Origin of the sequence: Actinoplanes palleronii (assembly GCF_016862315.1) — a bacterium.
GTDB lineage: Bacteria > Actinomycetota > Actinomycetes > Mycobacteriales > Micromonosporaceae > Actinoplanes > Actinoplanes palleronii.
In genome coordinates, this window is record NZ_BOMS01000021.1 from 1 (window position 1) to 22,882 (window position 22,882).

Genomic DNA, 22,882 nt, shown 5'->3' on the forward strand with positions numbered 1-22,882 from the left:
GGTACCGAGGAGCCCGGTACCGAGGAGCCCGGTACCGAGGAGCCCGGTACCGAGGAGCCCGGTACCGAGGAGCCCGGTACCGAGGGGCCGGACACCGGGGAAGCCGGCGTCGAGCCCGAGCCCTCGGTCCTCGACCCGACCGGCCCGCACGAGGACTATCACGAGCCGGCACCGGCGGAACCGGACCCGTCACCCGACGCGGAGGAGGAGCCTCAGCCGGTCACGGCCGGTCCGCTCTCCCCGACGTCCCGGCTGCTGTCCCGGCCGCTGGGCTCGGCGCCGCTGCTCGACTCCGAGCCGCTGCCGGCCACCCGGCCCGGCATGCTGCGCCCCCGGACGCCCGCCGACCCGCCGGCGCCCGGCGGGTTCACCCTGCACACCCCGCGCTTCGGGCCGCCCTTTCCGCCCAGCGTCGCCTGACGCTACTTGGCCAGGGTGGTCAGGAAGCGCTTCACGATCGGCACCGCCGCCTCCGAGCCCGCGCCGCCCTTCTGCACCATCACGGCGAAGGCGACGTCACCCTGGTAGCCGATGAACCAGGAGTGCGTCTCCTCCGAGTCGTCGGCGAACTCGGCGGTGCCGGTCTTGCCGTAGACCGGCTTGCCCGGGACGCTCGTCAACGCCGTACCGGTGCCTGAGGTGACCACCTCGCGCATCATCGACCGCAAGGCGTCCAGCGCGCCCGCGTCCAGTGCGCCGGGCGCGGCGCCGGCCGCGGGCGCCGGGTCCAGCACCAGCTTCGGCGCCTGGAACGCGCCCTTGGCGACCGCCGCGGTCGCGGCGGCCATCGCGATCGGACTGACCGCGGTGCTGCCCTGACCGAAGGTGGCGGCCGCGAGTTCGGTGGGCGTCGCTCCGGGTGAGACCTTTCCGGTGTACGCGTCGAGCCCGATGTCCCAGCCCCCGCCGATGCCCAGCGCGCTGGACGCACTCGCCAGCCCGTCCGCGCCCAGCGTCGGTGACAGCCCGACGAACGCGGTGTTGCACGACTTGGCGAAGTCGACGTGGAACGGCACCTTGCCGAGCGCCTCGTCGTGCGAGTTCTTGAACGTCCGGCCGTCGACGGTCCGGGTCTTCGGGCAGTCGGCCACCGTGTCCGCGGTGACCTTCTTCGAGGCCAGCAGCCCGTACGCCGAGATCATCTTGTAGGTGGAGCCGGGCGGCACCTGGCCGGTCAGCGCGGTGTTCACCCCGCCCGGGTCGGGCCCGTTCGCCACCGCGAGCACCGCGCCGTCGCTGACCCGCAGCGCCACCAGCGAGCTGGGCTGTTTCTGGATGGCGAGCGCCTGGTCGGCCGCGTTCTGGGTGGCGGTGTCCAGGGTGATCTTCACGGACGTGCCGTCGACCGGCTTCGAGGTGAAGACCGGCGACTCCTCGACCGACTCGTCGGCGGCCTCCGCGGAGATCACCACGGCCAGACCGGGTACGCCGCGCAGCTGCTTGTCGTACTTGCCCTGCAGGCCGCCGTGCCCGACCTGGTCACCGGCGGCCAGCTCGTCGGGCCGGGTGTCCAGGTCGTCCTTGGTGGCCGGCTCGACCGACCCGAGCAGGGCCCGGGCGAAGACGCGGGTGGGCGCGAGCTGGCGCGTCTCCTCGCGGAAGACGGTGCCCGGCAGTGGTCGTACGATATCTCTGATCTTGTTGTAGTCGGCCCGGCGCAGGCTGACCAGATCGAGGAAGGCGCCGTCGTCGGCCTTGGCGACCCGGGCCTTGAGCGTGGCGAGGTCGACATCCACGTCGATCTTCTTGAACGCCGCGGCGAGCGACGTCGTCAGCGACGGCAGATCCTTGATCTTCTCGGGGCTGACCCCGACCACCACCACCTCCTGCGGCCCGACCAGCGCCTTGCCGGTGGCGTCCAGGATGGTGCCGCGCTGGGCGGCGACCCGGCGCAGCCGGAACTTCTCGCCGGGCTGCAGGTTGGGCTGGAGCACGGCGGGCTCCCAGATCACCTGCCAGGCGTCCTTGCCCTTGGTCATCCGGACCGCGGACCGGTACGCCCAGGTCACGTTCCCGGGCAGGGTCCACTTCACGTCGATCGGGGTGGTCGAGTCGTCGCCGGTGACCTCGGCGTCGCCGGCCACCGCGACTTCCAGCGGCTGGTCCTTGAGGTCGCCGTAGAACGACGTGATCCCGGTCAGCACCTCGGTCGCGGCGATCTTCTGGCCGGCCGCGGTCAGAAAGCCGACTTTGCTCAGGTCGCCGTTCTTCCAGCCGTTGAGGAAGTCCACGACGGTGTCCTGTGGCTCGTCCTCGGAGCAGCCGGCCAGTCCGCTCGTGACCAGCACGAGCAGAGTCGTCAATCCGATGGTGGCGCGGCGCATGAGGTTTCCCCCCGAGGGTACGACTTGCAGGACTTCCCGGAACGGTAGCCGCCGCAACGCGGTTCGCGCCGCCCCGCACCGGTCGATACCTCGCATATCAGCCCACCTGTCGGGCTGGCACACCCTGGGTGTGAAGCAGTCGCACCCGGGCGTTCTACGCTGTGCCCGACACGTTCAGAACCCACAGTGCGGTGGGTGAGGGGAGCGCCGGACCATGGCTGTCGCCGATCAGGCAGGGGCCGATTCTGATCACTCTGTGCCCGACTTACCGGGGCCAGGTCCCGGGCTCGCCCTCACCGGGCGGCTCGGCACCTCCAGCGACCCCGATGAGCTCGACGAACCGCTGCCGAACGCCGAGCGGATGGTCGCTCAGGCGGTCGAGCGGGCCGGCGAGGATCACGGCACGGCGTTGCTGGTCGGCCGCTTCTGGCGGTTCGCACCCGACGAGGAGCTGATCGGGTACACCCCGGAGGAGATGTACCGGGCCGCGGTCGAGCACCGCGACCTGGCCCGCAACCGGCTGCCGGGTGAGCTGAAGCTCGCGCTCACCGAGCCGACCGGGTCGCAGTCGCACACCGTGCTGCAGATCGTCACCGACGACATGCCGTTCCTGGTCGACTCGGTGATAGCGCTGCTGACCGCGCACAACCTGCAGGTCCACCTGATGGTGCACCCGCTGATCGTGGTGCGCCGTGAGCCGCTCGGCGCGCTCAGCGAGCTGGAGTCGGACGTCGAACCGGACGACGCCATCGAGGGCGACCTGGTGGAGAGCTGGATCCGGATCGAGATCGACCCGGTCCGCCGTGCCGAGGCCCGCGAGCAGCTGCTCAACGAGGTCCGCCGGGTGCTCACCGACGTGCGCGAGGCGGTCGAGGACTGGCCGCGGATGAAGCAGCGGGCCCTGGTGATCTCCGACGAACTGGCTGCCGCCCGCGGCTCGGAGAAGCGGCTCCCGGTCCCGGAGAAGGACGTCACCGACTCGATCGAGCTGCTCAAGTGGCTGGCGAACGATCACTTCACGTTCCTCGGGTACCGCGAGTACCGGCTCGACGGCGGGGTCCTGACCGCCGTGCACGGCACCGGTCTGGGCATCCTGCGCGGCGAGAGCCGGCCGCGGCGGCTCGACACGATGGCACCGGAGGCGTACCAGCGGGCCATGGAGAAGCGGCTGCTGGTGATCACCAAGGCGAACTCGCGGGCCACCGTGCACCGCTCCGCCTATCTCGACTACATCAGCGTCAAGGTCTTCGACCGCGAGGGCAACGTCACCGGCGAGCGCCGCTTCCTCGGCCTGTTCTCCAGCTCGGCGTACCGGACCAGCGTCCGGCAGCTGCCGGTGGTCAAGCGCAAGGTCACCGAGGTGATGGACCGCTCCGGCCTGTCGCCGCGCGGGCACTCCGGCAAGGACCTGCTGCAGATCCTGGAGACCTATCCGCGGGACGAGCTCTTCCAGATCAAAACCGATGATCTGTACGAGGCGGTCATCGGCGTGCTGCGGATGGCCGGCCGCCGCCAGCTGCGCCTGTTCCTGCGCCGGGACGGGTATGGGCGGTTCATCTCCTGCCTGATCTACCTGCCCCGGGACCGGTTCACCACCGGCAACCGGCTGCGCATGCAGGAGATCCTGCTGCGCGAGCTGAACGGCGTCGGCGTCGACTACACCACCCGGGTGACCGAGCGGATGCTGGCGCGGGTGCACTTCATCGTGCGCACCGACCCGGCCGCGCCGCCCGGGAACCTCGACCCGAACACGCTCGCCGAGCTGCTCGCCGACGCCACCCGGATGTGGGACGACGACTTCTCCCTGGTGCTCGAGCGCAAGCTGGGCGACGAGCCGGCCAAGAACCTGTTCACCCGGTACGCGCACGCCTACCCGGAGAGCTACAAGAACGGGCACACGCCGTACGAGGGCATGCAGGACCTGGCCAAGCTGGAGCTGCTCGAGGAGCCCGGCCAGCTGGAGATGCACCTCTACCGGCGGCGCAAGCTCGGCGCCGACGGGGCACCGGAGCCCGACGAGCACGACATCCGGTTCAAGGTGTACCGGTTCGGCGAGCCGATGATGCTCTCCGCCGTGCTGCCGGTGCTGCACTCGCTGGGCGTGCAGGTCAGCGACGAGCGGCCGTACGAGATCCGCCGCGACGACGGGCTGGTCTACCTGTACGACTTCGGCCTGACCCCGCCCAAGGTGCACCGGGAGCTGGGTGAGGTGCGACCACAGGTGGAGAACGCGTTCGCGGCCGCCTGGCGCGGTGAGGCCGAGGTGGACGGGTTCAACGAGCTGGTGCTGCGGGCCGGGCTCACCTGGCGGCAGGTGGTGGTGCTCCGGGCGTACGCGAAATATCTGCGCCAGGCGGGCAGCGTCTTCTCGCAGCGGTACCTGGAATCGACGTTCATCGCGTACCCGGAGATCGCCCGGCTGCTCGTGCAGCTCTTCGAGGTGCGGTTCTCGCCCGCGCTGCAGATCGGCGAGTCGGAGCGGGTGCGCCGGTCGTCCGAGGTCGCGGTGCAGGTCACCGAGCTGCTCGACCAGGTGGAGAGCCTCGACCAGGACCGGATCCTGCGGTCGTACCTGACCCTGATCGAGGCGACGCTGCGGACCAGCTTCTTCCAGCGGGGTGCGGACGGGCGGCCCAAGTCCTATGTCGCGTTCAAGCTGAACCCGGAGGCCATCCCGGACCTGCCGCAGCCCCGCCCGAAGTACGAGATCTTCGTCTACTCACCCCGTTTCGAGGGTGTGCACCTGCGCTTCGGCGCCGTCGCCCGCGGTGGCCTGCGCTGGTCGGACCGCCGGGAGGACTTCCGGACCGAGGTGCTCGGGCTGGTCAAGGCGCAGATGGTGAAGAACTCGGTGATCGTGCCGGTCGGCGCCAAGGGCGGCTTCGTGCTCAAGCAGAAGCCGGGCGACCGGGACGAGGCGGTGGAGTGCTACAAGCGCTTCATCACCGCGCTGATGGACGTCACCGACAACATCCTGAGCGGCAAGATCGTGCCGCCGCACGACGTGGTGCGCCACGACGGCGACGACCCGTACCTGGTGGTGGCCGCGGACAAGGGCACCGCGACGTTCAGCGACATCGCCAACGAGATCTCGGTCCGCAAGGAGTTCTGGCTCGGCGACGCGTTCGCCAGCGGGGGCTCCGCGGGCTACGACCACAAGAAGATGGGGATCACCGCCCGGGGCGCCTGGGAGTCGGTCAAGAAGCACTTCCGCGACCTGGGCAAGGACACCCAGACCGAGGACTTCACCGTGGTCGGCGTCGGCGACATGTCCGGCGACGTCTTCGGCAACGGCATGCTGCTGTCGCGGCACATCCGGCTGGTGGCGGCGTTCGACCACCGGCACATCTTCCTGGATCCGGCGCCGGACGCGGCTCTGTCGTACGCGGAACGGCAGCGGCTGTTCGACCTGCCGCGCTCGTCGTGGGCCGACTACGACGCCAAGCTGATCAGCGAGGGCGGCGGGATCTACCCGCGGACGGCCAAGTCGATCCCGGTCAGCGCGGAGGTCCGGGCGGCGCTCGACCTGCCCGGCGAGGCCGCCGCGATCAGCCCCGGTGAGCTGATGCGGGCCATCCTCAAGGCGCCGGTCGACCTGTTCTTCAACGGCGGCATCGGCACGTACGTGAAAGCGGCCGCCGAATCGCACGCCGACGTGGGCGACAAGGGCAACGACGCGATCCGGGTGAACGGGGCCGAACTGCGGGTCAAGGCGGTCGGCGAGGGCGGCAACCTGGGGCTGACCCAGCGCGGGCGGATCGAGTTCGCCCGGGCCGGTGGCCGGGTGTTCACCGACTTCATCGACAACTCGGCCGGGGTGGACTGCTCCGACCACGAGGTCAACATCAAGATCCTGCTCGGCGGGGCGGTCACCGACGGCGAGTTGTCGATGCCGGAGCGGGACGAGCTGCTGGCCGCGATGACCGACGAGGTCGGCGCGCTGGTGCTGCGGGACAACTACGAGCAGGCGACGGCGCTCGGCAACGCGCGGTCGCAGGCGCACTCGTTGCTGCCGGTGCACCGCCGGATGCTGACCACCCTGGAGCAGCGGGGTGTGCTGAACCGGGAGCTCGAGGCGCTGCCCACCGACAAGGAGCTGGCCGCCCGGCACGAGGCCGGCGAGGGACTGAGCGCGCCGGAGTTCGCGGTGCTGCTCGCGTACGTGAAAATCAACCTGGAGCGCGAGGTGCTCGCCGACGAGCTGGTCGACGAGGCCTGGACCACCCAGGTGCTGCACCGGTACTTCCCGACCCCGCTGCGCGAGCGGTACGCCGCCCGGATGGCCGGCCACCGCCTGCGCCGCGAGATCATCTCGACCTCGCTGGTCAACGAGGTGGTCAACCGGGGCGGCACGTCGTTCGTCTTCCGCGCCATGGAGGAGAGCGGCGCCTCCGCCGCCGACGTGATCCGCGCGTACGTGGTGATCCGCGACGTCTACGGCCTCCCGGAGATCTGGGCGGCCGCCGAGGCGCTGGACAACCGGGTGCCGACGCCCGCGCAGACGCTGGTCTTCCTGGAGACCCGGCGGCTGCTCGACCGCGCGGTCCGCTGGCTGGTCAGCACCCGGCGCTCCCCGGTCGACGTGGCCGGCGAGATCGCCAAGCTGCGCCCCGGCGTCGCGACCCTGCTGCCCCAGCTGCCGGAGGTGCTCGTCGGCGCGGAACGCCGCTCGTTCGAGCAGCGCGTCGCGACCCTGGCCGAGAAGGGCGTGCCGTCCGACATCGCCGACGCGATCAGCCGGGTGTTCTACGGCTTCGGCCTGCTGGACATCCTGGAGACGGCGGCCGGCATCGACCGGGACGTCACCGAGGTGGCGAAGGTCTACTTCGTGCTCTCGGAACGCTTCGGCGTCGACGCGCTCCTGTCGCACATCTCCCGCCTCCCGCGGGGCGACCGCTGGCAGACCCTGGCCCGGATGGCCCTCCGCTACGACCTGTACGCGGCCCTGGCCGCACTCACGGCCGAGGTCCTGCAGTCGACCGAGGCCACGGTGGCCCCGGAGGACCGCGTCTCCCAGTGGGAGCAGGTGAACGCGGCGTCGATCGCCCGGGCCTCCAACGCGATGGGCGACGTGGACGACTCACCGGCAGATCTGGCGGCGCTGTCGGTCCTGCTCCGCCAGATCCGCACGCTGGTGAAAACCTCGTCAGCGAGCTGATCCGCTCGCCGGTGGCCGGGGCTTTGAGGTCGGCCGGGGCGCGAGCCCCGACCGACCGCCCGGGATGTCCCGATCCCGGGTTGCTGCCCGGCGCACGGATGCCGGGCCTGCCGGTTGCCGCCGGCAGTTCTGCTCGCTCCTTTCCTGGTCTCGCGGAACGAGCCGTGGCGCTTGGCAGGGGGAGGCGCCACGGCGGGACAGCGCGGGGACGGCCGGCTCGTGCTGAGACTCGGCGGTCCAGCTTTGCGGCTTGGCGGTGCTCGTCCGCTTCTCGTCAAGCGACCCGGCTTGTGGCTTGACGGTCCGGCTTGTGTGCTGGTCCGCGTGTGCGCAACTTGCCGGCTCGCGCGGGCCCGGCCGGCGGTGCTGGGCTCGCGCGGACCCGGAGGCCCAGCCGGCGGTGCTGCCTCGCGCGAGCACGGAGGCTCGGCCGGGGGTGCTGGGCCCGGCGGGCCGGCCGGGGGGTGGTGGGCCGCGCGGGCACGGCGGGCCGGCCGGTGGTGGTGGGCCGCGCGGGCACGGCGGGCCGGCCGGTGGTGGTGGGCCGCGCGGGTTCAGGGCGCCGGCCAATCGGGCGGCGCCGGTGTGTGGCCGGTGGTGGCGTGGGCCAGCAGGGTGGTCACCGCTTCTCGCCGGGCCATCCGGGAGCGGCGGGTCAGGGCCTCGGCGATCAGATCCGGTGTGGTGAGCCGCCGGGCGCAGGCGACCGTGATCCAGTGCATCGCCTCCTCCACGTCGGCCGCGGTCGAGACCAGGTCGAGGACGGTCTCCTCCAGCCGGGTCTGCGGCGGGCGCCGCCGTGGATGGCGCCGGATCGAGGCGTGCCGGGAACGGTGCACCACGATGCCGGGCACCGGGCGGATCCGCCGTCTCTCCGGGATGAGCACGTGGACCGGGCCGCGCCGGCAGCCCATCGTCAGCGTTCCCGCTTCCTGCGCGGCCTCCTCCAAGATCAGCCCGGCCTCCTCCGCCGCGGAACGGTGACAGAGCATCGCTCCGGTGCCGGCGTGCAGGACGGCGGCCCAGCGCAGGGCGGCGGGTGGCGGCCGGCCGGGGAAAGTCGCGTAGGTAGCGGGCATCAGCCGCTGCCAGCGTCCGGTCATCACCCGGCCGCGCAGAACGTCCGAACTGATGCCGGCCTTCAGCGCCTGCTGCCGGGTCACCACCCCGCGTTGGCGTCGGCTGATCTCGTCGAGTTGTCGCATGCCCAGCACTCTTCTGCGCGCGGCGGGAGTCTGCCCCGACCCCTGTGGACAACCGCGAACTGTGGAAAACCCGCTGCGGAAGAACGCACGGCACCGACCGCTCCTCGTGCAGCGGCGACCGCAAGAAACGGGCGCCGGAGCGGGGTGCGGGGAGCAGCGCGGCGCAAGAAGCGGCTCAGGTGCGCGACGCTCACCGGCTGCGTGGGGATTTTGGGCGCGGTGCGCGCCTCAATTTCACACGCTCGGTGGTCGCGGGCGCTGCGTGGGGAGTTTGGGTGCGGAGCGCGCCGAAATTTCACACGCTCGGTGGTGGCGGGCGCTGCGTGGGGAGTTTGGGTGCGGAGGGCGCCGAAATTTCACACGCTGGGGTTGCGGGTGCTCAGGGGGTGCAGGGGGTGGGGTGTTGGGGGTGCTGTGGTGCAAGAAAGAGGCGTGCGGGTGGCGGCACCGCGGGCAGATGGACGTAAGAACGTGGCGCAGGTGAGCCGGGCGGCGGTGGACTGCTCCCGAAGTCCGCCGTGCCCGGCTCACCCATAGCGTCGCGGGGCGCACTTGTCCCGAGGCGATCCCGCGAACTCCCCAGATCCACCTGCGGACATGACGCTACGTGACTCACGCTCCGGCGAGGAAGTGCTGAGCGTGGGCTTTGGCCGTTCGGATGAGTGTATTTATCCGTCGGTAGCCCGTTTTTTCGGATATTAAATACGGAGCGTCACGGCACGTCGGCGTAACGTTGGGTGATCAAGCCGAGGGCCTCGGCGGCGACCCGGGCGCTGGCCCGGCTCGCGCCGTGGGTGACCAGGAAGGCCCGGGCGCCGTCCGGGCGCCAGGGTGAGGGCCAGCCCATCTCGACGATCGCGGTCGGCCAGGCCGCGGACAGCTTCTCGGCCAGCGCGCGGCTCGCCGCGGCCTGATGCACCCGGCGGCCGACCAGCACGATCGGCCGACCGGCGGCCCGGGCGATCAGCTCGTCCGCGGTGATCTCCGAGGCGACGGCGTCGACCTGCTCGACCCCGTCGAGGAACGGGCGCAACCCCCACGGCACCTTGCCCTCGGCGATCGAGAACCCGCTGATCAGTTGGACCACCATCGGCCCGGTCACCGCGGCCGGGTCACCCTCGACCAGCAGCGCCCGCCGCGCGGCGACGATCCCGAGCTCAGCAGAGGTGAGAGCGGCCTCGGCGGGGTCCGAGCCGGCCACCGCCGGCACGCCGGGAAGAGCCGCGGCGACAGCCGCCCCGGCAATTGCCGGAACACCCGGCAGCGCCGCAGCCGCAGCGGCGAGGGGCGCGGCGGCGGGAGATGTGGCGGCGAGAGGTGCCGCGGTGAGGGGTGTGGCGGTGAGGGGTGCGGGAGCGCCCGCCCGGGTGACCCGGGACAGTGCCGCCCATGAGGCCAGCTCCGCGTTGCGTTCCGCGGCCTCCTCCAGCCGCTCCAGCGCCAGCCGCCCGTCCCGGACCGCTGCTGCCACCTCGTCGGCGACCGCGAGCACCAGGTCCCGGTCCACCAGGGCGCCGATGCACAGCAGGTCGGCGCCGGCCGCCAGGGCCAGCACCGCGGCCTGCGGGATGCCGCCCGCCGCGCCGGCCGCCCCGCGCATCTCCAGTGCGTCGGTGACGATCACGCCGCGGAAGCCGTACTCGTCGCGCAGCACGCCCTGCAGGGCGGCGCGGCTGAACGTCGCCGGGCCGTCGCCGGTCAGCTCCGGCACCCGGATGTGCGCGCTCATCATCGCGCGGGTCCCGGCCTGGACCGCCGCCGCGAACGGGGGCAGGTCGCGGGTGCGCAACAGGTCGAGGGGCGCGTCCACGGTCGGCAACTCCAGGTGCGAGTCGGTGACCGTCGCGCCGTGGCCGGGGAAGTGCTTGGCGCACGCCGCGACCCCGGCCGACTGCAGGCCGGTCACCGCGGCACCGGTGTGCCGCGCCACCAGGGCGGGGTCCGAGCCGAACGAGCGGGTCCCGATGATCGGGTTCTCCGCGGCGGTGTTCACGTCGACGGTCGGCGCCAGGTTCAGGTTGACGCCGGCCGCGGCCAGGTCGGCGCCGATCGCGGCGTACACCCGGCGGGTGAGATCCGGGTCGTCGACCGCGCCGAGGGCGGCGTTCCCGGGGTACGCGCTGCCGCGGCGGTGACCCAACCGGGTGACGTCGCCACCCTCCTCGTCGATCGCGATCAGCGCGTCCGGGCGGGCCGAGCGCAGTTTCGCGGTCAGCGCGGCGAGCTGTGCGGGATCGACGACGTTCGTGCCGAACAGGGTGTGCCCGGCCAGGCCGTCGGCGAGCAGGTCCAGCGCCCAGCCCGGCGCGGACGGTCCGGGGAAAGCGGCGAGCAGGGTGCGCAGGGCGAGCCGGCGCAGCCCCGGGTCGATGGCCATGGTGTCCTTCCGGTGACGAGGCTCTGGCCACCAGGGGCCGCGAGCTGCCATGATCGCTCGGAGTCGATAGCCACCGTACGGACGGGCAACATTGCCGACCGTTACGCTGCGGCTGCGTGTTGAGCGCCGACACTGTAACAGGAAAGAATCTTTAGTATTAGGGGATCGAGTCATGGCCGCCACTCGCCTTCCGGGCACGCCCCGGTTGCTGCGCGCCCTCAACGACCGCGCCGCGCTGGACCTGCTGCTGACCCGGGGTCCCCTGACCAGGGCCCAGCTCGGCGAGCTGACCGGTCTCAGCAAGGTCACCGCCTCGCAACTGGTGGAACGTCTCGAGGAGCGTGGCCTGGTCCGCCGGGTCGGTGAGCAGGCCGGTGGTCGCGGCCCGAACGCCCAGCTCTACTCGGTGACACCGGGCAGCGCCCACGTGATCGGCGTGGACGTCGGCCCGGACACCGTGATCGCCGCCTGCGCCGACATCACCGGCGCGGTGATCGGGCGGGCCGAGCTGAGCACCAAGGACACCGACGACCCGGTCGGCGTGGTGCACCAGGCGGTGGTCCAGGCCGCGAGCGACGCCGGGACCGACATCACTTCGGTACGCCGTGTCGTGCTCGGCACCCCCGGCCTCGTCGACCCGCAGTCCGGTGAGATCTCGTTCGCCTGGGACCTGCCCCGCTGGCACCGCGGCCTGCTCGCCGACCTGCGCCGGGACCTGAGCACCCCGGTGGTGTTCGGCAACGACGTGAACATGGCCGCGATCGCCGAGTCGAGCACCGGCGCGGCGGCCGGGGTGACCGACTTCGCGCTGGTCTGGATCGGCCGGGGCATCGGTCTGGCCAGCGTCATCGACGGCCGCCTGCACCAGGGTGCGACCGGCGCCGCCGGTGAGATCGGCTACCTGCCGGTCGGCGGCGCGGACGTGCCGCACAACGCCTCGAAGCGCGGGGTGAAGGGCGCCTTCCAGACCCTGGCCGCGGCCGAGGCGGTCAAGGCGGTCGGCAAGCAGCACGGGTTCCGCGGCGCCGAGGCCGCCGACGTGGTCCGGGCCGCGGTCGCCGCCGGTACGGCCGGTGAGCCGGTCCTGGACGAGCTGGCCCGGCGTCTCGCACTCGGTGTCGCCGCCATCTGCCTGGTGCTGGACCCGCCGCTGGTGGTGCTGGCCGGTGACGTGGGCCGGGCCGGCGGGCCGGCGCTGGCCGAGCGGGTGGAACGCGAGGTCGCCGCGATAACGCTGGTCTCGCCGAAGGTCGTGGTGACCGGGGTGGCCACCGACCCGGTGCTGCACGGCGCGCTGCGCACCGCCCTGGACGCGGTCCGCGACGAGGTCTTCGGCTCGACCACGGACTGACGTGAGGCCCGGCCACGGACTGACGTGAGGCCCGGCCCGGGGATCGACCGCGGGCCGGGAGGAAGCACGACGACGGACTGACGGGTGTAACGACCGGCACGCCGTACGGATCCGCCGCGTCCACGTGGTTGGATGGACGGCGTGCCTGAGGCTGCCGTAACCGTTCCGCCCGACGAGGACACCGTCATCGCGTTCGACCGCGTCACCGTGGTCCGCGGCGGGAATCCACTGATCAACAGCCTGTCCTGGCAGGTCGAGCTGGATGAGCGATGGGTGGTGCTGGGCCCGAACGGCGCCGGCAAGACCACCCTGCTCAACATCGCGTCCGGCCGGCTGCATCCGACCCGCGGTCAGGCGTGGGTGCTGGGTGAGCGCCTGGGCCGCACCGACATCACCGAGTTGCGCACCCGGGTCGGGATCACCACCGGCCGGCTGGCCGACCGGATCCCGCCGGACGAGAAGGTCATCGACGTGGTGGTCACCGCCGCCTGGTCGGTGGTCGGCCGCTGGCGCGAGGAGTACGACCCGCAGGACGTCGCCCGCGCCCGGCAGCTGCTCGAGCAGCTGGGCATGAGCGGCTTCGTGGACCGCGAGTTCGGCACCCTCTCCGAGGGCGAGCGCAAGCGCACCCAGATCGCCCGTGCGCTGATGACCGACCCCGAGCTGATGCTGCTCGACGAGCCGACCGCCGGTCTCGACCTGGGTGGCCGGGAGGTGCTGATCGGGCACCTGACCGAGCTGGCCCTGGACCCGGACGCGCCGGCCATGGTGCTGGTCACCCACCACGTCGAGGAGATCCCGCCGGGCTTCACCCACGGACTGCTGCTGCGCGAGGGCAACGTGGTGGCGGCCGGCCGGCTCGGTGAGGTGATGACCGCCGAGCACCTGTCGAAGACGTTCGGGCTGCCGCTGGTCGTCGACCGGTTCGGCGATCGTTACACGGCGCGAGCGGGCTGACGTGTCCGTACCGAAGGTGGTCGTCGTCGGCAGCGCGAACATGGACCTGGTCGGGCTGGCCCCGCGGCTGCCCCGGCCGGGGGAGACCGTGCTCGGCGACGACTTCGTGATGACCCCCGGCGGCAAGGGCGCCAACCAGGCGATCGCCGCCGCCCGGGCGGGTGGCGCGACCACGTTCCTGGGTGCGATCGGCTCGGACTCGTTCGGGGTCACCCTGGGTTCGCGGCTCGCCGCCACCGGGGTGGACACCACCCACCTGCGGACCAGCTACGGCCCGTCCGGCGTCGCCGTGATCATGGTGGACCGGGCCGGTGAGAACGCGATCCTGGTCAGCCCGGGCGCCAACCGGACGTTCCTCGGCCTCAGCGACGAGGAGCGCGCCTGCATCGCGGACGCCGACGTGCTGCTGTGCCAGCAGGAGATCCCGCTGGCGACGGTGGCCGAGGCGCTGACCGCGGCCCGCGCCGCCGGTACCCGGACCGTGCTGAACGCCGCGCCCGCCATGGAGCTGCCGCCCGGCCTGCTCGAGCAGGTCGACCTGCTGGTGGTGAACGAGACCGAGGCCCGGGCGATCACCGGTGGACAGGACGCGTCCGACATGGCCGCGCTGCTCGCCCTGGTGCCCCGGGTGGTGCTGACGCTCAGCGGTGCCGGTTCCCGCTACGCCGACCGGGACGGCCAGGACGTGCAGGTGCCGGCGTTCGCGGTCGAGGTGGCCGACACCACGGCCGCCGGTGACGCGTTCACCGGCGCGCTCGCGGTCGCCTGGGCCGAGGGGCGTGACCTGCTCGACGCGGTGCGCTGGGCGAACGCGGCCGGCGCTGCTTCCGTACGAAAAATTGGCGCAAGCAACGCACTGCCGGACCGTGCGGAGATCGAAGCCCTCTTCGAGGGCTGAGGCGTCATTCCTGCCGCGCCGTGGCCAGGAAGCGGGTGACCTCGGCGCGCAGGACCTCGGCCAGCTGGGACAGGCCGGTGGTCCCGGCTGCGCCGCCGCCGTCCACCGCGACCGCGATCCCGTCGATCAGGTTGTTGATCTCGCGGAAGCTGTGGGTGACCGCCTCCAGCACGCCGACCGCGTCGGCGGCCGCCTGCTGCACCGTGTTGACCTGCCCCATGATCTCCTCGCTGGACGCGCTGGTCTCGTTCGCGAGGGTCTTCACCTCGTTGGCGACCACGCTGAAGCCGAGCCCCGCCTCGCCGGCCCGGGCCGCCTCGATCGTCGCGTTCAGCGCCAGCAACCGGGTCTGCGAGGCCACCTGGTTGATCAGGTCGACCGCGTTCCGGATCTCCTCGGACGCGCTGCGCAGCGACGTGACCGTGTCCAGCCCGCGCTCGGCGTCGCTGACCGCGCCCCGGGCGAAGCTGGCCAGCCCGTTCGCCGACGCGCCCATCTCGGTCGCCGCCGTCGCCACCTGCTCGGAAACGGTCAGCACGGTGGACTCCAGCGCGTCGGCCAGGGACAGCCGGGCCCGGGTGGCCTCGGCGATCTTGTCGGCGTTGCGGCGCATCGCGGTCACCGAGTCGTTGATCTGCTCGGCCGACGACCGGAACGTGCCCTGCAGCCCGGTGGTCAGGAACCGCCGGTGGAAACGGCCGTCGGCGGCCGCGGCGGAGGCGGCGCCGGCCTCCCGGGCGAACGCGTCGATCCGGTCCAGCAGGTTGTTCACCGCGGACCGGGCGGCGACCGCGGCCTCGGAGTCGCCGATCGGGGCGAGCCGAGCCTCGAAGTCGCCGGCCGCCATCCGCCGGCAGGTCTCGGTGATCGCCGGCAGCGCGGGGTCCGGCGCCGCGACCGGCGGAGGCTGCCGCCTCACCGGCCGGACCCGTTCGTGAGCGACCAGACCAGCTCGTCGTACGCCATGCCGTGCTCGTTCAGCGCGTCCTGCAGCGCCCGGTAGCCGGCCGTGACCGCGTCCGGGGTGTGGCTCTCCCGGGACTCGGCGGCCCGGATCTTCGTGTACAGGGCGCTCACCGCGGTGACCGCGCCGGGCGTCGGGTGCCGGCGGTTCGAGTGGTAGCCGACCACCCGGCCGCCCAGGTCGTACGACGGCGTGACGTGGGCCAGCACCCAGTAGTGCGCGCCGTCGGTGGCCAGGTTCTGCACGTACGCGAAGATCTCCCGCTGCTCGCCGAGGGTGTCCCAGAGCAGCTTGAACACCGCGCGGGGCATGTCCGGGTGCCGGATCACGCTGTGTGGCTGGCCGACCGCGTCGCACTCGGGCAGCGCGGAGACCCGGACGAAGACGTCGTTGACGTACGTGATCACGCCACGGGTGTCGGTCTTGGTGACGATCATCTCGTGGTCGCCGAAGGCACGTTCGACTCCGGTGGGGCGTATCCGCGTGGCTCTCATGGTGCCTTGATCGTGCCGAATTCCGGCCGGCCTTTCAGGCGAAATCAACAGACTTCAGCGGGAGACGCGCAGCGCCCAGGCGATCAGGGGTGCCTGCGCGGGCAGCCGGCCGAACGCGACGGCCCGCTTGACCGGCGACGCGTGCCGCCAGTCCCAGGCCATCTTGACGTTCGCCGGGAAGACCGCCGCGAACAGCGCGGCCGCGGCCAGCCCGCCGGCCTTCCGGGTCCGGGGATGCGCGATCGCCGCGGCGACCGCCAGCTCCGCGATACCGCTGACGTACGTCCACGTCCGCGCGGAACCCGGCAGCGACCTCGGCACGATCGTGTCGAACGGCTTGGGCGCGACGAAGTGCAGCACCCCGCTCGTGGCGAGCAGGGTGACCAGCCCGGCGGCGTCCTTCTTCACGGCCGCACCGCCGGCTCCAGCGCCCGCTCGAGCGCGCGGTAGATCCGCCCGAACCGCTGCGCGTCGGTGGTACGCAGCAGCAGCACGCGGCCGGCGCTCACCCGTCCCCAGATCTCCATGGTGCGGCTCCCCGAGTCGTACGACCTGTCGACCCGCTCCAGCACCAGATCGGCGACCGGAACCACGGCCAGCCCGACCAGCACCCCGCCGATCACGAGCGCGATCGTATGCGGCGTGCTCGCGTGCACCAGCAGCGCCACCCCGATGGCCAGCGCGCCGAGCAGCAGCGGCAGCAGGATGGTCAGGCCCAGCGCGCCACGCTTGGCGATCACCGACCAGGATCGGGCGCCCCGGGTGTGCCAGACCTGGATCAGGTCGGACAGCCGGAACTGGCGCCCGTTCATGTGCACGCCGGACGAGGTGATCAGTACATCGGGGTCCCGGTAGTACGTGGTCATCTGTCCTCCCCAGGGGAACCAATGTAGCCAATACCCGTCACGGAACGGCGTCGAAACAGCACTCATCGGAGCGTCGCCGGCGACGATCGGGTGAAAGGCGTCACCGCTTCCGCCGGAGAAGCGTCACCGACGTTCATCGGACGGCGGCGGGCTTCATCCACGCCACACAGGCACCGCTTAGACTGCGCTCATGTCCATCGACCAGGGTGGTCCGAAAGTCGCCCTCGGCATCGACTTCGGCACCTCCAACACCGTCGCCGTCGCGCGGTGGCCCGACGGGCGGGTACGGCCGATCCTGGTCGACGGCTCCCCGTTGCTGCCCTCCGCCGTGTTCGCCGACGCGGAGGGGAACCTGCTGGTCGGCCGGGACGCGGTGCACAGCGCCCGGCTCGACCCGGCCCGCTTCGAGCCGAACCCGAAACGCCGCGTCGACGACGGCCTGGTGCTGCTCGGCGAGCGCGAGTTCAGTGTCGTCGACCTGATCACCGCGGTGCTGGCCCGGGTCGTCGAGGAGTGGCACCGGGCGGTCGGTCCGTACCGTCCGGAGACCACCCTGACCTGCCCGGCCAGCTGGGGTGCCGCGCGGCGGACCCTGCTCGCCGAGGCCGCCGCCCGGGCCGGGCTGTCCGGCGCCCGGCTGGTCGCCGAACCGGTCGCCGCGGCCACCTACTTCGCCGAGGTGCTGGGCCGGGAGGTGCCGATCGGCTCGGTGCTGATGGTGCACGACTTCGGCGCCGGCACGTTCGACACCAGCCTGGTCTCCCGGACCGCCACCGGTTTCGAGGTGCTCGCCGTCGACGGGCGCGACGACCTGGGCGGCCTGGACGTGGACGCGGCACTCGTCGAGCACCTGCAGACCGACGCCTGGCAGCGGCTGCTGGAGCCGTCCACGATCGAGGAGCGCCGGGCCCGCCGGCAGCTCTGGGACGACGTGCGGATCGCCAAGGAGCGGCTGTCCCGCGCCCAGTCCGCCGACTTCGTGGTGCCGCTGCTGGACACCGAGGTGCACCTGACCCGGGAGGAGCTGGAGCAGGTCGCCCGCCCGGTGCTGGAGCAGACCGTCCGGATCACCCGCAACCTGCTGACGTTCGCCAAGCTGGCCGAGGGCCGGCTGGCCGGGGTGTTCCTGGTCGGCGGGGCGAGCCGGATCCCGCTGGTGGCCACGTTGCTGCACCGCGAGCTGGGCGAGCCGCCGGTGGTGATCGAGCAGCCGGAGCTGGTGGTGGCCGAGGGCAGCATCCTGGCCGGAGCGGCACTGCTGGCCTCCGAGCCGGCCGCGCCCGGGCCGACCGCCGAGATGCGGCTGCCGTCGCAGAGCATGCCGGAGTTCGGCGGGCCGGCCGAGGCCGAGCCGGGGATGCCGCCGACCGCGGTGTCCACGCCGGACCTGCCGGCCCTCGACCCGTCGGCGCCGGCACAGACCCAGCCGGTCGCGGTCACCTCGATCCCGGAGGCCGCCGGGTCGGCGCTGACGGTCCCGGTGCCGGCCGCCGTCGAGGCGGAGGTCGAAGCCGCTGCTGCCGCCGCCGCGGGCGGTCTGCCGCAACGCCGCCCGGGTGCCGCGGTCGCCGCGGAGAACCCGCCCACCGCCGTGGAGACCCGGCCGGAGGCGACCGCGACGCAGGTCGCACCGCAGACCCCGACGCGCACCCCGGTGGCCACGCCCACGCAGGCCGCGCCCAGGACGTCGGGAACGACGAAGACCGCACGGGACATCCCGGCCACCGTGGACAACCGGGAGACCGAGATCCGCCCGGAACTCGTTGTGCCCGCCCATCTGCGCCCGGCGGTCGACCCCTGGCCGGACGCCGAGCCGCTGCACTGGCGTCCCGACCCGGACGCCACCGTCGCGACCCGGCCGCCCGAGCACGAGGGGCGGACACCGAACCAGTCCGCCGTACGGGAAAGGCCGAAAGCGGCCGGGAACCGGCCCGCCCAGCCGGTGGTGGCGCACGCCCGCCCGGTCTCCGCGGCCCCGGCGCAGTCCCGCCCGGTCTCGCCGTCGCCCGGCCACCCGGTCTCCGGGCCGGTCTCCGGCCGGGCCGTGGTGGCCCCGCAGCGCCCGCCGAGCGTCCCGCAGCAGAAGCAGCAGAAGAAGTCGAAGCAGGCCAAACCGGCAAAGCAGCCGCAGCAACGACCGCAGCAGCAGCCGGCCCAGCAGTGGCAGCCGCAGGCGGCACCGAAGCGGCGCAAGAAGAGCCGGGTGCTGCGCTTCTTCCAGGTGCTGCTCAGCCTGCTGACGATGCTCTGCGTGCCGATCGTCGCGCTGGTCGTGGCGTACGGATACAACAGCGACAAGACCTGGCAGCAGGACGCCTACAACGTCGTGAAGGAAATCGCGAGCCTGCTCAACCTGGGCTGACCCGGGCTGAGCTGACCCGGGCTGCGCCAGACCGGGCTGGGCCAGCCCGGTCTGCGCTGACCACGCCTAGGGCTCGTCGTCCTGATGCAGCTCGCGTTCCCACTGGGCGAGCAGTTCCCGGTCGCGCCGGGACTGCTCGTTGTCCACGGTGCGCAGGAAATCCGGGTCGTCGTCGGGGGAGGACGGACGGGTGGCCCGCCGCCGGGCCGCCGGGCTCACCGGCCGGCCCCACAGGAAATACGCGATCGGGCCGGCCAGTGGGATGAACACCACGACCAGCACCCAGAGAACCCGCGGCATGGCGCGGACCCGTTCCGCCGCCAGACAGGCGATGAGCCCGAGGATCAGCAGGACGAGCGCGACCGCGGCCAAGAAGATGAACAACCGGACCATGGGGCAATGATGCCCCGTCGAAGCTCGCCCGGCGACGATCAGAGCATGACAACCAGTCCGCTGATGACCGCGATGGCCGCCGTGATCATCGCGTAGGCCCCGATCGACCGTCCCGCGGGCCTCGGCGGGCGGACCCGCAGCCCGGGCGATCGCTGCACGGCGATGGCCGCCAGGGCCGCCCAGCCGGCCATCGCGGCGCCGGCCAGCAGCCACTCGGCCGGCCCGGCGCTGGGATGGAACGCGGGGCGGGCGGCGAGCAGCGCGACCACGGCCGCGGACATCCCGGTACGCCGCCAGGCCAGCCGGGTGCGCTCCGCGGAGGCGCCCGGGTCCCGCATCAGCTGAACACCCGGACCAGCACGGTGATCACCAGCACCAGCGCGCCGAGCGCGACCACGATGGCCAGCAGCGCCGGGAACCGGGAGCGGGGCAGGTCGACACCGAGCCGCATGGCGCGCTCGGCCCGGGCCCAGTGATCAACAGCACGCAGGGCCACCAGGCCGCCGAGCACCAGCAGGGAGATGGCGATCACCTCGCGGAGCTTGGCGATCGGCAGCGGCGGCAGGAACTGGGCACAGGCCAGACCGCCGGCGATCAGCGCGAGCCCGGTGCGGATCCAGGCCAGGAACGTCCGCTCGTTGGCCAGCGAGAACCGGTAGTCCGGGGTGGTCCCCTCGGTGTGGGCGCTCTCCGGGTCGAACCACTGGCGCAGGACGGCGTACACCTGGCCGATTATTGACCCATCGGGTCGAGAAGGTGGTGCCAGAGACTGCGGACTTCGTCACTGACGCAGGCCTCCCGCGGGCGTCCGCAGCGGCACCACGGCGAGTCCGGGCCGGATCGGCCATGGGACTGCGGCTCCGCATCCGCGCGGCGTGCGAGAGGATGGGGGCCGGGCAGGTTCACCCCGTCCAACAGCGTTGCATTTTGACCGGACATGTCATGACACCTCCTCGTAGCCATGCTAGCGATCGAGATCGCGTGATGGGTGAGGTGTGTCACTCTGGGTGGCCGGTAATAGCAAAGCTACTGGCGGGTAACCTTGCCGACATGTCCGCGGCTGGTGCCGGCCGAACACGAGCGAATCCGTCCGGCGGACTGGGTCGACCGCAACGGTGCGTTCAAAACAGGAGGGTCGTAGTAGCGCGATGAACATCGTCGTACTGGTGAAGCAGGTGCCCGACTCCGGTGCCGAGCGCACCCTGAGCGCGAGCGACAACACCGTCGAGCGTGGCTCGGCGAGCAACGTCATCAACGAGATGGACGAATACGCCATCGAGGAAGCGTTGAAGATCAAGGAAGCGCACGGCGGCGAGGTGACCGTGCTCACGGTCGGCCCGGCCGGTGCGACCGACTCGATCCGCAAGGCGCTCTCGATGGGCCCCGACAAGGCCGTCCACGTGCAGGACGACGCCCTGCACGGCTCCTGCGCGGTGGCCACCTCCAAGGTGCTCGCCGCGGCCCTCGGGCAGCTGAACGCCGACCTGATCCTGTGTGGCGCGGAATCCACCGACGGCCGGGTCCAGGTCGTCCCGCACATGCTGGCCGAGCGCCTGGGTGTGGCCGCGCTGACCGGTGCCCGCAAGCTGACCGTGGACGGCTCGCAGCTGACCATCGAGCGGCAGACCGACGAGGGCTACGAGGTGGTCACCGCCTCCACGCCGGCCATCGTCAGCGTCTGGGACACCATCAACGAGCCGCGGTACCCGTCGTTCAAGGGCATCATGGCCGCGAAGAAGAAGCCGCTGCAGAGCCTGACCCTGGGTGACCTGGGTGTGGCCGCCGACGAGGTCGGGTTCGCCGGCGCGTCGAGCCAGGTGCTGGAGTTCGCGAAGCGCCCGGCCCGCAACGGCGGCGCGAAGGTCATCGACGAGGGCAACGGCGGCGGAGAGCTCGTCGCGTACCTCGCCACCGAGAAGTTCGTCTGAGCCGGAGGATTAGAGACATGGCTGAGGTACTGGTCGTCGTCGAGGCCTCGCAGGCCGCCGGCGTCAAGAAGGTCACGCTCGAGATGCTGACCATCGCCCGCACGCTGGGCTCACCGTCCGCGGTGGTGCTCGGTGGCGCCGGCGCGGCCGCCGCGTTCGCCGCGAAGCTGGGCGAGTTCGGCGCCGAGAAGATCTACGCCGCCGAGGGCGACGAGGTCGACGGTTACCTGGTGGCCCCGAAGGCCACCGTGATCGCCGAGCTGGTCAAGAGCGTGCAGCCGGCCGCCGTGCTGCTCGGCTCCACCCAGGAGGGCAAGGAGATCGCCGCCCGTCTGGCGATCAAGCTGGACAACGGCCTGCTGACCGACGCGGTCGACGTGGCCGCCGACGGCACCGCGACCCAGGTGGTCTTCGCCGGTTCCACGATCGTCAAGTCCAAGGTCACCAAGGGCCTGCCGATCGTCACGATCCGCCCGAACTCGACCACCCCGGTCCCGGCCGCGGCCACCCCCGCGGTCGAGCAGCTGACCATCGCGGTGTCCGACACCGACAAGCTGGCCAAGGTCGTCGAGCGGGTCGCCGAGCAGAAGGGCTCGCGCCCCGAGCTCACCGAGGCCGGGATCGTCGTCTCCGGCGGCCGCGGCATCGGCAACGCCGACAACTTCAAGCTGGTCGAGGAGCTCGCCGACCTGCTCGGCGGCGCCGTCGGCGCGTCCCGGGCCGCTGTCGACTCCGGTTACTACCCGCACCAGTTCCAGGTCGGCCAGACCGGCAAGACGGTGTCCCCGCAGCTCTACCTCGCGCTGGGCATCTCCGGCGCGATCCAGCACCGGGCCGGCATGCAGACCTCGAAGACCATCGTCGCGGTCAACAAGGACGCCGAGGCGCCGATCTTCGAGCTCGCCGACTTCGGCGTGGTCGGCGACCTCTTCAAGGTGGTCCCGCAGGCCGCCGAGGAGATCCGCAAGCGCAAGTAGGACCGTTTTCGCTCACGGCCCGGCGGTCTTCCGCCGGGCCGCGAGTTTTTCCCGGGGTACGACCTACCCCTCCACAACCGCAGCGGCCACGTCCCGGGGCTCCACGCGACGGAGCCGGCCCGCCCGGACCGCGACGCGGCATCCGGGCTGGAGCGTCCCCTCCCGGCAGACAGCCCCTCACGCCCGCAAAGCCACGGTCACACAGCGCGCCGAATGTCCCCACACGCGAGCTCCACCCCCGCTGCGTGTGAAGTTGTGGTGCGCAGCGCGCCGAAAGTCCCCACGCTCGTGCTTTTGCTCCGCTGTGTGTGGAGTTGTGGTGCGGTGCGCGCCGAAAGTCCCCACGCAGCGCCCCGCCGCCGTCGGTCGGTCCTCAGGGTCCTCTCCCGAGGATCCTCTCCCGGCGGTTGAAGGGGTCCTCATCGCCAGCTGGGCTCGACGCGGCTCAGTGCTGGTGGGTCTTGGGCCGCGATGTCCGTTGTTGCTCACGGCCGTGGCGCGTCGCCCGGTATCCGGCTGGTGCTCAGGGTTGTCTCAACCCCTTCGAGGCAACCCTCACCGCCAGCCGGGATCGCGCCAATGCCGCTCAGCCTATTTTGATCTCGGTGGGGCTCTGCGGTCTTGGGGT

At 72.1% G+C, this 22,882-nt stretch carries 17 protein-coding genes and 1 pseudogene; 8 read left to right on the forward strand and 10 right to left on the reverse strand.

Going from position 1 to position 22,882, the window contains the following annotated elements:
- Positions 1-420 (forward strand): annotated as a pseudogene (locus tag Apa02nite_RS08110) (hypothetical protein); the annotation flags it as partial.
- A gap of 2 nt (positions 421-422) precedes the next feature.
- Here Apa02nite_RS08110 and Apa02nite_RS08115 read toward each other — a convergent pair.
- Positions 423-2,324 (reverse strand): penicillin-binding transpeptidase domain-containing protein, encoded by a 1,902-nt coding sequence (locus Apa02nite_RS08115; protein WP_203824507.1) that lies wholly within the window; start codon positions 2,322-2,324, stop codon positions 423-425.
- Between the two features lie 214 nt (positions 2,325-2,538).
- Between Apa02nite_RS08115 and Apa02nite_RS08120 the strand changes: the two genes are divergently transcribed.
- Entirely contained in the window at positions 2,539-7,482 is a 4,944-nt protein-coding gene (locus Apa02nite_RS08120) for an NAD-glutamate dehydrogenase (protein ID WP_203824508.1), read from the forward strand.
- A gap of 554 nt (positions 7,483-8,036) precedes the next feature.
- Here Apa02nite_RS08120 and Apa02nite_RS08125 read toward each other — a convergent pair.
- Positions 8,037-8,687 carry a hypothetical protein gene (locus tag Apa02nite_RS08125; RefSeq protein WP_203824509.1) on the reverse strand — a complete coding sequence of 217 codons (651 nt, stop codon included), beginning with the start codon at positions 8,685-8,687 and terminating at the stop codon, positions 8,037-8,039.
- A 712-nt stretch (positions 8,688-9,399) separates the two neighbouring features.
- Positions 9,400-11,064: a glycoside hydrolase family 3 N-terminal domain-containing protein gene (locus Apa02nite_RS08130; protein WP_203824510.1), complete on the reverse strand. Its 1,665-nt coding sequence runs from the start codon at positions 11,062-11,064 to the stop codon at positions 9,400-9,402.
- 172 nt (positions 11,065-11,236) lie between these two features.
- Between Apa02nite_RS08130 and Apa02nite_RS08135 the strand changes: the two genes are divergently transcribed.
- From Apa02nite_RS08135 to Apa02nite_RS08145, 3 genes are all read left to right on the forward strand, one after another.
- Positions 11,237-12,415, forward strand: a complete 1,179-nt coding sequence (locus tag Apa02nite_RS08135) for an ROK family transcriptional regulator (protein ID WP_203824511.1) — start codon at positions 11,237-11,239, stop codon at positions 12,413-12,415.
- 132 nt (positions 12,416-12,547) lie between these two features.
- The gene (locus Apa02nite_RS08140) at positions 12,548-13,372 is read left to right on the forward strand and encodes an ABC transporter ATP-binding protein (protein ID WP_067685739.1); all 825 of its coding nucleotides are present in this window, start codon (positions 12,548-12,550) and stop codon (positions 13,370-13,372) included.
- Position 13,373: 1 nt separating this feature from the next.
- Positions 13,374-14,270 (forward strand): ribokinase, encoded by an 897-nt coding sequence (locus Apa02nite_RS08145; protein WP_203824512.1) that lies wholly within the window; start codon positions 13,374-13,376, stop codon positions 14,268-14,270.
- Between the two features lie 4 nt (positions 14,271-14,274).
- Here the strand turns inward: Apa02nite_RS08145 and Apa02nite_RS08150 are convergent, their stop codons facing one another.
- From Apa02nite_RS08150 to Apa02nite_RS08165, 4 genes are read right to left on the reverse strand one after another with little or no spacing between them, the layout of a single operon-like run.
- Complete coding sequence (locus Apa02nite_RS08150) at positions 14,275-15,189, reverse strand: methyl-accepting chemotaxis protein (protein WP_239164187.1); 915 nt, start codon at positions 15,187-15,189, stop codon at positions 14,275-14,277.
- The gene (locus Apa02nite_RS08155; RefSeq protein ID WP_203824513.1) at positions 15,186-15,728 is read right to left on the reverse strand and encodes a PAS domain-containing protein; all 543 of its coding nucleotides are present in this window, start codon (positions 15,726-15,728) and stop codon (positions 15,186-15,188) included. The genes Apa02nite_RS08150 and Apa02nite_RS08155 overlap by 4 nt, the downstream gene beginning before the upstream one ends.
- 54 nt (positions 15,729-15,782) lie before the next feature.
- Complete coding sequence (locus Apa02nite_RS08160; RefSeq protein ID WP_203824514.1) at positions 15,783-16,136, reverse strand: DoxX family protein; 354 nt, start codon at positions 16,134-16,136, stop codon at positions 15,783-15,785.
- The gene (locus Apa02nite_RS08165) at positions 16,133-16,594 is read right to left on the reverse strand and encodes a DUF6232 family protein (RefSeq protein WP_203824515.1); all 462 of its coding nucleotides are present in this window, start codon (positions 16,592-16,594) and stop codon (positions 16,133-16,135) included. Before Apa02nite_RS08165 ends, Apa02nite_RS08160 begins: the two co-directional genes overlap by 4 nt.
- Positions 16,595-16,784: 190 nt before the next feature.
- On the opposite strand from Apa02nite_RS08165, the gene Apa02nite_RS50900 reads away from it, so the two are divergent.
- A complete protein-coding gene (locus Apa02nite_RS50900; protein ID WP_239164188.1) occupies positions 16,785-18,956 on the forward strand; it encodes an Hsp70 family protein in 2,172 nt (723 codons plus the stop codon).
- A 66-nt stretch (positions 18,957-19,022) separates the two neighbouring features.
- Here Apa02nite_RS50900 and Apa02nite_RS08175 read toward each other — a convergent pair whose 3' ends face one another.
- Genes Apa02nite_RS08175 through Apa02nite_RS08185 form a run of 3 tightly spaced genes read right to left on the reverse strand, consistent with a single transcriptional unit; the run spans position 19,023 to position 20,073 of the window.
- Positions 19,023-19,349, reverse strand: coding sequence for a PLD nuclease N-terminal domain-containing protein (locus Apa02nite_RS08175; protein WP_203824516.1), 327 nt, complete (start codon positions 19,347-19,349; stop codon positions 19,023-19,025).
- 38 nt (positions 19,350-19,387) lie between these two features.
- Positions 19,388-19,687 (reverse strand): DUF202 domain-containing protein, encoded by a 300-nt coding sequence (locus Apa02nite_RS08180; protein WP_203824517.1) that lies wholly within the window; start codon positions 19,685-19,687, stop codon positions 19,388-19,390.
- Complete coding sequence (locus Apa02nite_RS08185) at positions 19,687-20,073, reverse strand: YidH family protein (protein WP_203824518.1); 387 nt, start codon at positions 20,071-20,073, stop codon at positions 19,687-19,689. Before Apa02nite_RS08185 ends, Apa02nite_RS08180 begins: the two co-directional genes overlap by 1 nt.
- Positions 20,074-20,497: 424 nt before the next feature.
- Here Apa02nite_RS08185 and Apa02nite_RS08190 point away from each other — a divergent pair, with 424 nt between their 5' ends.
- Together Apa02nite_RS08190 and Apa02nite_RS08195 are read left to right on the forward strand one after the other, a co-directional pair.
- The gene (locus Apa02nite_RS08190) at positions 20,498-21,277 is read left to right on the forward strand and encodes an electron transfer flavoprotein subunit beta/FixA family protein (RefSeq protein ID WP_067685724.1); all 780 of its coding nucleotides are present in this window, start codon (positions 20,498-20,500) and stop codon (positions 21,275-21,277) included.
- 17 nt (positions 21,278-21,294) lie between these two features.
- Positions 21,295-22,254 carry an electron transfer flavoprotein subunit alpha/FixB family protein gene (locus Apa02nite_RS08195; RefSeq protein ID WP_067685722.1) on the forward strand — a complete coding sequence of 320 codons (960 nt, stop codon included), beginning with the start codon at positions 21,295-21,297 and terminating at the stop codon, positions 22,252-22,254.
- Positions 22,255-22,882 lie beyond the last annotated feature (628 nt).

What these genes read in the sequence shown, in the direction of transcription:
- Apa02nite_RS08115 (WP_203824507.1), bottom strand. Translation starts at nt 2,324, where the DNA reads ATGCGCCGCGCCACCATCGGATTGACGACTCTGCTCGTGCTGGTCACG.
- Apa02nite_RS08120 (WP_203824508.1), top strand. Translation starts at nt 2,539, where the DNA reads ATGGCTGTCGCCGATCAGGCAGGGGCCGATTCTGATCACTCTGTGCCC.
- Apa02nite_RS08125 (WP_203824509.1), bottom strand. Translation starts at nt 8,687, where the DNA reads ATGCGACAACTCGACGAGATCAGCCGACGCCAACGCGGGGTGGTGACC.
- Apa02nite_RS08130 (WP_203824510.1), bottom strand. Translation starts at nt 11,064, where the DNA reads ATGGCCATCGACCCGGGGCTGCGCCGGCTCGCCCTGCGCACCCTGCTC.
- Apa02nite_RS08135 (WP_203824511.1), top strand. Translation starts at nt 11,237, where the DNA reads ATGGCCGCCACTCGCCTTCCGGGCACGCCCCGGTTGCTGCGCGCCCTC.
- Apa02nite_RS08140 (WP_067685739.1), top strand. Translation starts at nt 12,548, where the DNA reads ATGGACGGCGTGCCTGAGGCTGCCGTAACCGTTCCGCCCGACGAGGAC.
- Apa02nite_RS08155 (WP_203824513.1), bottom strand. Translation starts at nt 15,728, where the DNA reads ATGAGAGCCACGCGGATACGCCCCACCGGAGTCGAACGTGCCTTCGGC.
- Apa02nite_RS08165 (WP_203824515.1), bottom strand. Translation starts at nt 16,594, where the DNA reads ATGACCACGTACTACCGGGACCCCGATGTACTGATCACCTCGTCCGGC.
- Apa02nite_RS50900 (WP_239164188.1), top strand. Translation starts at nt 16,785, where the DNA reads ATGTCCATCGACCAGGGTGGTCCGAAAGTCGCCCTCGGCATCGACTTC.
- Apa02nite_RS08175 (WP_203824516.1), bottom strand. Translation starts at nt 19,349, where the DNA reads ATGGTCCGGTTGTTCATCTTCTTGGCCGCGGTCGCGCTCGTCCTGCTG.
- Apa02nite_RS08180 (WP_203824517.1), bottom strand. Translation starts at nt 19,687, where the DNA reads ATGCGGGACCCGGGCGCCTCCGCGGAGCGCACCCGGCTGGCCTGGCGG.
- Apa02nite_RS08190 (WP_067685724.1), top strand. Translation starts at nt 20,498, where the DNA reads ATGAACATCGTCGTACTGGTGAAGCAGGTGCCCGACTCCGGTGCCGAG.
- Apa02nite_RS08195 (WP_067685722.1), top strand. Translation starts at nt 21,295, where the DNA reads ATGGCTGAGGTACTGGTCGTCGTCGAGGCCTCGCAGGCCGCCGGCGTC.